We start from the raw sequence: 10,670 nt of genomic DNA, 5'->3' as shown, positions 1-10,670 counted from the left end.
AGGCAAAGCCTTCAGGAAAGCCGGATGCGGGAAATCTGCACGTCCGGTTTGACGAGGGGGAGGGGTAATGCCCTCCCTACTCTACCGCCTTTGCGGTTCAACAAATTTTCCCGTATCCGCCGACAGTTTTCTTTGAAATGCAAAAACCGTCCTGGACAAAAGTGACAGAAATTCAAGGTTTCTACATTTAGCAATTGCAATACACGGAGGCGGAGATATTGATTGCGCTCATTCTCTGTCACCTCCGTTATCTCCTGTTCGAAATTCTTCTTCAGTTCTGCAATCTGTGAAAACCTGTTTCGTAGACTCCTGTTTTTCAGAAGATTTTCGGCTCTTCCCATCTGCCGTAGACGTCGCGAAGAACGTCGCAGATTTCTCCTTTGGTCGCGAGCGAGCGGGCGCATTCGATTATCCGTGGCATCACGTTATCGGTGCTGCGGGCGGCCTCGGCGAGCGCCTCGAGGCTGCGTCTGACCTTGTCGTTATCTCGTTTTTCGCGCAGAGCGCGCACGCGTTCGCGTTGCTCCTGTTCGACAGCAGGGTCGATTTTCAGGAGCGGGATTTCGGTCTGCTCGTTCTCGAGTATGTAGTCATTCACGCCAACGATAATACGCTCCTTCGCTTCGATCTCACGCTGGTAGCACTTGGCGGCGTCGGCGATTTCCTGCTGGAAAAAGCCGGCTTCGATCGCCTTGACTACTCCGCCGAATTTCTCGATTTTCTCGAAATACTCGTAGGCGCCGCGTTCCATCTCATTTGTCAGCGCCTCGACGAAGTATGAGCCTGCAAGCGGGTCGATCACATTGGCCGCGCCCGATTCATGCGCGATAAGCTGTTGCGTCCGCATCGCGATCCGGACCGCTTTTTCAGTCGGAAGCGCATACGTTTCGTCCATCGAGTTCGTGTGCAGCGACTGCGTTCCGCCCATCACGGCCGAAAGCGCCTGGTATGCGGTCCTCACGATGTTGTTTTCCGGCTGCTGGGCCGTCAGGCTGCAGCCTGCGGTCTGGGTATGGAACCGCAGAAGCCACGAGCGCGGGTCTTTCGCCTTGTATTTCTCCTTCATCTCGCGCGCCCAGATGCGCCGCGCCGCCCGATATTTCGCGACCTCTTCGAAGAAGTCGTTGTGCGCGTTGAAAAAGAACGAGAGCCGCGGCGCAAAGCTGTCGACGTCAAGTCCGACTTCGATGCCGGCCTCGACGTAGGCGAACCCGTCAGCAAGCGTGAACGCCAGTTCCTGCAGGGCTGTGGAACCCGCTTCGCGGATGTGGTATCCGCTGATGCTGATGGTATTCCACTGCGGCACATGCTCGGCAGCGAACGACATGATATCAGTGATGATGCGCATCGACGGCTGGGGTGGCACAAGCCAGGATTTCTGAGCGATGTACTCTTTCAGGATATCGTTCTGGATGGTTCCCCTCAGTTTTTCGGATGTTACCCCTTGCCGCTCGCCCACCACGATATAGAAGGCGAACAACACTGAGGCCGGTCCGTTGATCGTCATCGAAGTGGAAATCTGGTCGAGCGGAATCCGGTCGAACAGCACGCTCATGTCCTCGACCGAATCGATGGCGACGCCGCAGCGTCCGACCTCGCCTTCCGAGAAGGTGTGATCGGAATCATACCCCATAAGCGTCGGCATATCGAATGCAACCGACAGCCCCATCTGGCCGTGGTCGAGCAGGAAGTGATAGCGCTTGTTGGTGTCGCGTGCGCTCCCCATTCCCGCGAACTGACGCATGGTCCAGAGCCGCCCGCGGTACATCGTCGGGTGCACCCCGCGCGTGAACGGGAATTCACCGGGATATCCGAGGTCCCGCTCATATTCGAAATCCGGAAGATCGGCCGGGGTATACAGCGGGTTTACTTCTCTGCTGGAGGTGGTCATGAAAATGTAATTCCGCTTCTTCGAGCGCTCGTAGTCCGCCCGCCACTTTTTGTATCCGTTTTCTCCTTGCGCCATTTCAATTGTTCCTCATGATAAGCCGCTTCTCGTCAAACCGGATCAACCGACCACGCGGATTGAACAAGAGAAGCCCTTGTTTTTCGCAAAGAAATTGTTTTCCATCCTTAGGATGCGCGGGGTCGGAGACAGCTCTATCGAACCACATTATAGCATTGCGGGACGAGTATGTCTAACCAGATTGCCAACGGGGGAATAAGATGGATTCCCCCTCCTTCGAGCAGCTCAGAACAAGTTTCCGCGGGAATGGTCACGCGAAGCGCGTGACTTCCGACGCGAGACGCGTGGTTGGCGCTCGGGAGACCCAGCAGGATATTGAAGAATTTAAGATAGGGATTGCGTTATGGCGGGATATCTCATTTCGCCGAGATGGCCATGACGAGCTTGCCGTCCCGATAGTCGTATCCGCCAATCATGATGGTGCCGCCCTTGATGATCCTGAACTCGGTGTTCAATATATCGCGCGAGCCTTTTTCCTTCTTCTCGAGAATCTTGACCCTCAGTTTGATGCGGTTCTCTTCATAACCCTGCATCTGCAATTGCATCTGCCGCCCGCCCGGAAGAGGGACTATCTCTTTTTCGCCGGCCTCGAGTCGTCTCGGGATTCTCTTGACAAGCTGATAGCTCGAATAACGGAAAGCGCCCTTGAATTCCTTCACCAGGTGCTGAATCTGAGGATCGACTCCTCCACCCCCGTTGGAAGCTTCGATCACGTATATGATGATATCGGCCTTTGGCCCGGCTTGTTGAGCCGGAGCTGAAACCGCAGAAAAGGACAAGAGGAGCGAGACCAGCAGGAAAACGGTGACTTGTCGAGCGGGGACTCTATTCATGAAGTCACTCCTTGTTCTTGATCATCCTGGTTCATCACCCAGATGATCTTCATTTTGGTGTCATCCGTCTCGAATACCATGACCGAGCTATCTTCGGCTTCGACTGTATCTATAATGCAATCGTTTGCCGCAATTGCGGGTTCCTGCGTACCCGGCAAATAGACGAACAGAAGCAACACGGCGGCCGCGACCGCTCCAATCGTCGCCCATACGGGCTTGGGGAATCTCAACAGTTCAGTGAGTACGCGCCGGTGCGCCGGCGCGGGCGCCGCTGCGTCCAGGCTTGAATTGATGCGCGCCCACATGCCGGTGAAATTTTGCGACGCCGAAATCATATCATAATGGGTCTTGACGATTCCACTGACATGTTCAAGTTTTGCCAGGTCCCTGGAACAGAGGGCGCAGCCCTCCAGGTGCTCCGCCACACTCTTGGAGTCTCGCTCGTCCAGTTCCTTATCATGAAATCTTTCGAGCAATCCTCGGACCTTTTCACATGCCATTTTCATTGTACAACTCCATAAGTAAGATATCACCGCTCCAGGTGAGGTTCAAGCAACTCCTGCAACTTTTTTCGACCGTAGTGCAGTCTTGACATCACGGTCCCTTCCGAACATTTCATGATCCCGGCGATCTCCCTGTAGGACAACCCCTCGATTTCCCTGAGCACAACAGCCGTCCGCTGCTCGACCGGCAATAATGCAATCGCTTTTTCGATCAATTCCCCGAGTTCCTTCCGCATCAGGCGCTCGGAAGGGTTCTCGGACTGCGCCGCCACAGGATAGTCGCCTTTCTCCTCGACCACCTCGATCTCTTCACGGAACTCGACTTCCTCATGTCGTTGCGCCTTCCTTGCCAGATCAATAGCAGCATTTACTGTGATCCGGTACAGCCACGTATAGAAGGTTGATTGCCCCTTGAATTCCGGCAGCGAGCGATACGCCTTGATGAAAGCCTCCTGTACCGCATCAAGGGCATCTTCCCTGTTTCCCAGAATTCCGTAAGCAACCGAATACATCCGCCGCTGATATTTCTCAACCAACTCCTGGAATGACGCCCGGTTTCCACCGCGAGTTTCGGCGATCAGTTCCTCATCGGAGGACATGAAGTTCTTTAACTCCTGTTCATTAGACGGTTTGAAAGAACCGTTATTCAATCCCAAGGCTTGTTTCAAGACAGAACTGTTCAAGCCGGCCATCGCAAGCAAAGGAGCGGCAGTGTCAGCCAACTCACCCACTGTTTCAGCCATTGTTTCAACATTTGCGTGCAAGCGCAAGGCCCTGAAAACATATGTATATCAATATCAGCAACTTAAGACGCTGTCGACTGAAAGGCAGGCACATCTTCAGGGCGTGAGGATGTAGTGGCCGGTTAATTTCCCGGGAGGGAGTACTTGAGGGCCAATACAACCTCTCTCGGCACCTCCGCTTTTCCCTCGGAATTAAAAACGATTAACTGACGGCTGAGCAGGGAGTCGAGAACTTTGGGAGTAGCGCCGAAACTGGTAAAAGAGTTCTTTTCGAAAAACTTCGGATCCTGCGAGAGCTTGAGCAGGACGGCATATTCAATATCGCTGAGGCCGGACAATGTGCGCGAGATGCTGCCGGAAGAGAAATTGAAGGAGAGCTGTTCGTTCAGCTTGCCGAGGGTCTTCTCCAGCGCGCGAATCTTGTTCTCGGTGTCCGCAATATCCTCGACGATCTTGTCCACCTGCCGGGAGGGGGTACGGCGGGATTTCTGCTGGCGCCGCTCCCGTTGGGCGCCCATGTCGACATCTTGAGAAAAGTATTCCTTCAAGCTGTAGATAAGCTCGACCACCTTATGATGGAGCTCGGTGGTCGTATTGGTTATCTCACGGCTCAGGCGCACAGTATCCAGATAATAGCGATGCGACTGCCAGAGAGTGAAGCCCGAGATCACCAGGATACACACACTGAAAAGGAATGCGATTACCAGGAGTGATATGGAAACGTTCTGAGCGCCGTCCACCTGTGCAAACGCATCGGGTGGAAAAAGGAAAAAGAGGAGGATTCCGTTTGAGCTGATTCTGAGGGCGTCTCCGTCGCGCAGCGTCATTGAGGATATTTCCGTTTCCCGAAGCTGTCCAATCTCCCGTAGAAAATATTATACATCTCCTGAAATATGCTGTCAAACGACGCTCGGCCTAAGAGCAGCACGTCAAATTGGTTACGGTGGGATTTTCCAAAGGCGGCTACCGGGGACAAAGAAAATTCGTTGTCCCCGGAGCCGGTTAAAATCGGAGGATAATCAGGTGCCCATTTCCCAAGAGGAAAGATATTTCTTCTGTTCGGGCGTCAGCGTGTCGATTTCGATCCCCATCGCCTTGAGTTTGAGGCGGGCGACCCAGGCGTCGATCTCGCGGGGGACATTGTACACTTTCGGTTTGAGCTTGCCCTTGTTCTTGACAACGTATTCGGACGTCAGCGCCTGAACGGCGAAACTCATGTCCATGACGGATGCCGGATGTCCCTCGGCGGCCGACAGGTTAATAAGCCTTCCTTCGGCCAGCAAATAGATGCGCCTGCCGTCCGCGAGCACGAATTCATCTACGAATGCGCGCACCCCTTTATTTACTTTTATGGCGATGTCTTCCAGTTCCGGAATGTTGATTTCGACGTTGAAATGTCCGGAATTGCAGATGATCGCGCCGTCCTTCATCGCGAGATAATGTTCCTTGCGCAGGCAGGAGATATCGCCGGTGACCGTGCAGAAAACCTCGCCGATCCTTGCGGCTTCGAGCATCGGCATGACCAGGAAGCCGTCCATTGCCGCCTCGATCGCGCGCAACGGGTCCACCTCGGTCACGATCACGATCGAGCCCATTCCCCGGGCGCGCATCGCGAGGCCGCGGCCGCACCAGCCGTAGCCTGCGACCACGAATTTTTTTCCGGCAAGCAGCACGTCGGTCGCGCGGATGATCCCGTCAATGGTTGACTGGCCGGTCCCGTAGCGGTTGTCGAAGAAATGCTTCGTATCGGCGTCATTGACGGCGATAACCGGGAATTTCAGCGCCTTATCGCGCTCCATCGCGCGCAGGCGAATAACGCCGGTGGTGGTCTCTTCCATGCTGCCGATCACATCGGGTATCTGTTTTGGATAATCGGCATGGATCATCGAGACGAGGTCGGCGCCGTCATCCATAGTGATCTGCGGCCTATGCGCAACTGCAGCCTTGATATGGGCGTAGTAGGTGTCACGGTCTTCGCCTTTGATGGCGAAGGTTGGGATTCCGAACTCGTAGCTGAGAGCCGCCGCGACATCATCCTGCGTGGAGAGCGGGTTGGAAGCGCACAATACCAGATCTGCTCCGCCGGCTTTCAGCGTCCGCGCCAGGTTAGCGGTTTCGGCGGTAATATGCAAACAGGCGGACATGCGGTACCCCCGAAGGGGCAGTTCCTTCTCGAAGCGGTCCCTCACCAGTTGCAGCACCGGCATATCGCGGTCGGCCCAACCGATTCGCCTGATTCCTTCGGACGCCAACCGCGGATTTTTCACGTCCCCCATTTTCTCTTTCACGCGCTTGTTCAAGCTTTTACCTCCCTCAGCAGGTCTTTGACCAAGTCTCTTTCTTCCCATTTAAACCCTTGATCCTCGCGCCCGAAATGGCCGTAATTCGTGGTTTTCCGGTAAATGGGTTTTCGCAGATCAAGCCGCTCGATGATGGAAGCGGGCCGCAAGTCGATTAGTTTTACTATGGCATCGGATATCAGATCGTCGTCCACGATGCCCGTTCCGAACGTATTGATCAGGACGGATACCGGCTGAGCCACTCCGATAGCGTAAGCGAGTTGAACTTCGCACATGTACGCCAGGTCGGCAGCGACGACGTTCTTGGCGATATAGCGCGCCATGTATGCCGCCGAGCGATCGACCTTCGTGGGGTCTTTGCCGGAGAAGGCGCCGCCGCCGTGGGAAGCATACCCACCGTATGTGTCGACGATGATTTTGCGCCCGGTCAGTCCGCAATCGCCGTGGGGACCGCCGATAACGAAGCGGCCGGTGGGATTGATGTAATACTTGATATTGGATTCTTCGAATAATTCCGGCGGAATGGAGGGCTTCACCACTTGCTCGATGACTTTGGCCCGAATCTCTTCAGGAGTCGTTTCCTCATTGTGTTGGCAGGAGACGACGACGGTATCCACCCGTGTCGGCTTGAGCAAATCGTACTCGATCGTGATCTGGGACTTGCCGTCGGGCCGGAGGAACGGCAGCATACCCGCCTTCCTGACCTCGGCGAGGCGGCGTGTGATCCGGTGCGAGAGCGCGATCGGCATCGGCATCAGTTCGGGAGTATCTTTACATGCGAACCCGAACATCATTCCCTGGTCGCCGGCGCCCTGTTCGTGGCTCTTCGTCGCTGTCACGCCCATGGAAATATCCGGTGACTGTTTTTTCAGTGAAACGATGACGCCGCAACTGTCGGAGTCCAGCCCATAGCAGGCGTCCACATACCCGATGCTCTGGATTACCCCCCGCACGACCTCGACGATATCCACGTGGGCCTTGCTGGTGATCTCTCCTGCCACCAGCACCAGGCCGGTGGTCACCAGGCATTCACAGGCAACGCGGGAAAAAGGATCCTGTTCAATCATCGCATCCAGGATCCCGTCGGAGATCTGGTCGCAGATTTTGTCGGGATGCCCCTCCGTAACCGACTCAGAAGTGAACAGATGGCGTCCCTTTCGCGGTGTTCGTTTCACAGCCCTTCTCCTTAAGTAGTTGCAGCTTACGCGTCCCAGCCCATTGAAAAACAAGCTCCCGTTTCCACGCGTCTGTGCGGAAGGAGCGGGAGCTTCAAAATCATTGGAAGATATTTCTTACCGTTTGAACTGCGTGGCGAGAAGGTTGCAGTCAAGCCGCACTCCCGGCCCCATCGTCGAGGAGAGCGTGGCCGAGCGCAGGTACTGCCCCTTTGCCGCGGATGGCTTCGCCCGGGTTATTCCCTCGAAGACTGCAACGGCATTTTCATAGATCTGATCTTCCGTGAAGGAAGCTTTCGCCACCGGCACATGGATATTGGCGTTCTTATCGACTTTGAACTCGATTTTACCGGCCTTGATCTCTTTGACCGCCTTGCCGACGTCAAAGGTCACCGTACCGGATTTGGGAGACGGCATCAGCCCGCGCGGGCCCAGGATTTTCCCGAGTTTTCCCACGTTGCTCATCATATCCGGCGTCGCCACTGCTGCATCAAAATCGAGGAATCCGCCGCGGACTTTTTCCACCATGTCCTCGGCGCCCACAAAATCGGCGCCGGCATTCCTGGCCTCGCCTTCTTTTTCGCCTTTTGCGAAGACGAGGACCCGAATTTTCTTGCCGGTTCCGTGCGGCAGCGAGACTGTCCCACGCACCATTTGATCGGCGTTTCTTGGATCGACGCCGAGCTTGAGAGCAAGTTCGACTGTCTCATCGAATTTAGCGGTGGCGGTTTTCTTCACCAAGGTGACCGCCTCTCGCAAATCATATTGTTTGGTCGATTCGACCGCTGTTCGCGCCGCCGTCATTCGTTTACTTGTTGTATTAGCCATTGTCGTGCTTTCTCCTGGACAGGGGATTTACCCCGTGATTTCAATACCCATGCTGCGGGCCGTTCCTTCAACCATTCGGATAGCCGCCTCGACGTCGGCCGCGTTGAGGTCAGGCATCTTCATCTGAGCGATTTCACGAACCTGCTCGCGCGTAATCGAGCCTGCTTTCTCCCGGTTCGGCTCGCCGGAAGCTTTCGCTATTTTCGCCGCCTTCTTGAGAAGAACCGAGGCGGGCGGGGTTTTCGTTATGTAGGTAAACGACCTGTCTTCGAAAACCGTTATCACTACGGGAATAATGAGGCCCTGTTTGTCCTTTGTCCTCTCGTTGAAGGATTTGCAGAACTCCATGATGTTGACGCCGTGCTGTCCGAGAGCAGGGCCGACCGGCGGAGCAGGATTTGCCTGGGCTCCGGGAACATGAAGTTTGATCACCGCTTTTACTTTCTTTGCCATTGTTGGGAAGCTCCTTCAGGAATCATACTTTCTCGACCTGCCAGAACTCAAGTTCGACAGGTGTCAGTCTCTCGAATATCTCCACCATTACTTTGAGCTTGCCGCGTTCCGGATTGACTTCGTCGACGTATCCCATGAAGTTGGTGAACGGGCCCTCGATGATTTTTACCTTGTCCTCTTTTTCAAAACTGACCTTTGGCTTCGGCTTTTTCTGCTCGCCGCGCATTTGCTGGAATATGGCCTCAACCTCCTCCGGCTCCAGAGACGTCGGCATTTTGCCGGATCCGATGAATCCCGTGACGCCGGCGGTATTGCGAATCATGTACCAGGTCTTGTGAGTAAGCTTCATTTCCACCAGTACATAACCGGGGAAAATCTTGCGGCTGGTAACGCGTTTCTTGCCGCCTTTTACTTCGGCTACCTCTTCAGTGGGTACAATTATCTGCGTAACCAGATGCTCCAACCGCTCCTGCTTCACTTTGCTTTCGAGGGTCTGCTTCACCTTGTTTTCGTGGCCGGAATGCGCATGGATGACGTACCACCGCTTCTCCGCCTCTTCCTCGCTCGGAAGGCCGGCTGTCTTTTTGACAGCAGGCCGCGCGGCCGTTCTGGGTTTTTTTTCGGCGACTTCTCCCTCAGGAAGGGTCGCTTGTTCTCCCTCCTCGGTCGACTCCCGTTCCGTCTCGACGCCCTCGGGCATCTCCTCGATGAGCGCATCCGATTCGGGAAGTGAAAGATCCGGCTTCGCCACGGGCTCCTGTTCGCCCTGCTCTTTTGGAGGGCGTTGACCGGAAGGCAGCAGCTCAGCCATTTCGTCTTCCGTCTCCGGCAACGGTTTGTCTGCCGGTACCTCCTCTGCGGCCTCTCTTGCTATTTCAGCGGAAGAAGATTCATCGCCGGAACGATCCGGCGGTCCCTTCGGGCCGGCCAGATCAGGAGGCGGCTGGGGAGCCTCTTCACCTTCTGCGGTTTCCTGAGCAGCCTCCGGCGGAAAGGACTCTTCAGCCGGTTCTCCGGCTTCGTCTTCCGGTGAGGTGCTTACTTGTTGGTCCTGTTGTTCTGGGATTTTATCCCCTGCTTTTTTTTCTTTCTCTTCAGCCATCAATCAGGTTCTCGTGGTTTACAGGCCGAGTATCCGGGTAACAATGGTATAAAGGAAGAAATCCACGATCGCAAGAAAGACGGTTACGATCGCTACCAGAACCAGCACCACCCCGGTGGAGCTGGTTAATTCCTTCCTGGTCGGCCATGCTACCTTTTCCATCTCGGCCTTGACCTTTTTCACATAATCAACAAATTTCTGGATCATTAGTACTCCGGAAAATCCGGTAACGGATCAAAATTTGGCAGGCCTGGAGGGACTCGAACCCCCAACATCCGGTTTTGGAGACCGGCGCTCTGACCAATTAGAGCTACAGGCCTGCACGCTAAACGTTCAGAGGCGATTGTCGCCCCGCTATGTCTCATTTAGTTTCTCGATGGGAAGTATGCGTCTGGCAGAACTTGCAGTATTTCCGCAGTTCGAGTTTTTCCGGGTGTTTCTTTTTGTCCTTGGTCGTCGTATAATTTCGCTGCTTGCATTCGCTGCAGGCAATCGTGACTATTTCTCTCACCCTTTATCCTCCTCACTCGCGATCCATTTCGTAATTTTATTCGACAATCTCAGAGACGACGCCGGCTCCGACGGTGCGCCCGCCTTCGCGGATAGCGAAACGAAGCTCTTTTTCCATCGCGATCGGCGTGATCAGTTCCACTTCTATCCGGATGTTGTCGCCCGGCATCACCATCTCCACTCCCTCCGGAAGCGCCAGGTTCCCCGTCACGTCCGTGGTGCGGAAGTAAAACTGCGGCCGATAGCCCGTGAAAAAC

General features: G+C 54.9%; 14 protein-coding genes and 1 tRNA gene. All 15 read right to left on the bottom strand.

All coding sequences use genetic code 11. The features are described from left to right. Positions 1–11 precede the first annotated feature (11 nt). Complete coding sequence (locus tag C4520_14360; protein RJP18526.1) at positions 12–341, bottom strand: hypothetical protein; 330 nt, start codon at positions 339–341, stop codon at positions 12–14. Beyond that, positions 317–1,966, bottom strand: a complete 1,650-nt coding sequence (locus C4520_14355; GenBank protein ID RJP18525.1) for a methylmalonyl-CoA mutase — start codon at positions 1,964–1,966, stop codon at positions 317–319. The genes C4520_14360 and C4520_14355 overlap by 25 nt, the downstream gene beginning before the upstream one ends. A 356-nt stretch (positions 1,967–2,322) precedes the next feature. After that, the gene (locus tag C4520_14350; GenBank protein RJP18524.1) at positions 2,323–2,799 is read right to left on the bottom strand and encodes a hypothetical protein; all 477 of its coding nucleotides are present in this window, start codon (positions 2,797–2,799) and stop codon (positions 2,323–2,325) included. Beyond that, positions 2,796–3,305: a hypothetical protein gene (locus C4520_14345; GenBank protein RJP18523.1), complete on the bottom strand. Its 510-nt coding sequence runs from the start codon at positions 3,303–3,305 to the stop codon at positions 2,796–2,798. The genes C4520_14350 and C4520_14345 overlap by 4 nt, the downstream gene beginning before the upstream one ends. Positions 3,306–3,328: 23 nt before the next feature. Beyond that, the gene (locus tag C4520_14340; protein RJP18522.1) at positions 3,329–4,045 is read right to left on the bottom strand and encodes a sigma-70 family RNA polymerase sigma factor; all 717 of its coding nucleotides are present in this window, start codon (positions 4,043–4,045) and stop codon (positions 3,329–3,331) included. A gap of 122 nt (positions 4,046–4,167) precedes the next feature. Beyond that, positions 4,168–4,872, bottom strand: a complete 705-nt coding sequence (locus tag C4520_14335; GenBank protein ID RJP18521.1) for a hypothetical protein — start codon at positions 4,870–4,872, stop codon at positions 4,168–4,170. A 192-nt stretch (positions 4,873–5,064) separates the two neighbouring features. Continuing rightward, positions 5,065–6,321, bottom strand: coding sequence for an adenosylhomocysteinase (locus C4520_14330; protein RJP18528.1), 1,257 nt, complete (start codon positions 6,319–6,321; stop codon positions 5,065–5,067). 20 nt (positions 6,322–6,341) lie between these two features. After that, positions 6,342–7,520 (bottom strand): methionine adenosyltransferase, encoded by a 1,179-nt coding sequence (locus tag C4520_14325; protein ID RJP18520.1) that lies wholly within the window; start codon positions 7,518–7,520, stop codon positions 6,342–6,344. A gap of 117 nt (positions 7,521–7,637) precedes the next feature. Beyond that, complete coding sequence (locus C4520_14320; GenBank protein ID RJP18519.1) at positions 7,638–8,324, bottom strand: 50S ribosomal protein L1; 687 nt, start codon at positions 8,322–8,324, stop codon at positions 7,638–7,640. A 51-nt stretch (positions 8,325–8,375) separates the two neighbouring features. After that, positions 8,376–8,801 carry a 50S ribosomal protein L11 gene (gene rplK, locus C4520_14315; GenBank protein ID RJP18518.1) on the bottom strand — a complete coding sequence of 142 codons (426 nt, stop codon included), beginning with the start codon at positions 8,799–8,801 and terminating at the stop codon, positions 8,376–8,378. Positions 8,802–8,823: 22 nt separating this feature from the next. Next, on the bottom strand, positions 8,824–9,501 hold the full coding sequence (gene nusG / locus C4520_14310) for a transcription termination/antitermination factor NusG (GenBank protein ID RJP18527.1): 678 nt from the start codon (positions 9,499–9,501) through the stop codon (positions 8,824–8,826). A gap of 420 nt (positions 9,502–9,921) precedes the next feature. Further along, positions 9,922–10,110, bottom strand: a complete 189-nt coding sequence (secE, locus tag C4520_14305; GenBank protein ID RJP18517.1) for a preprotein translocase subunit SecE — start codon at positions 10,108–10,110, stop codon at positions 9,922–9,924. 35 nt (positions 10,111–10,145) lie between these two features. Further along, positions 10,146–10,223: transfer RNA gene (locus C4520_14300), tRNA-Trp, on the bottom strand. Between the two features lie 41 nt (positions 10,224–10,264). Continuing rightward, positions 10,265–10,414, bottom strand: coding sequence for a 50S ribosomal protein L33 (gene rpmG, locus C4520_14295; protein ID RJP18516.1), 150 nt, complete (start codon positions 10,412–10,414; stop codon positions 10,265–10,267). A 36-nt stretch (positions 10,415–10,450) separates the two neighbouring features. After that, on the bottom strand, positions 10,451–10,670 hold a 220-nt coding region (gene tuf, locus C4520_14290), incomplete at its 5' end, for an elongation factor Tu (GenBank protein ID RJP18515.1).

The sequence above is a fragment of the Candidatus Abyssobacteria bacterium SURF_5 genome (assembly GCA_003598085.1).
In the GTDB taxonomy this organism is placed as follows: Bacteria; Abyssobacteria; SURF-5; order SURF-5; family SURF-5; genus SURF-5.
This window is presented reverse-complemented; position numbering and strand designations above follow the sequence as displayed.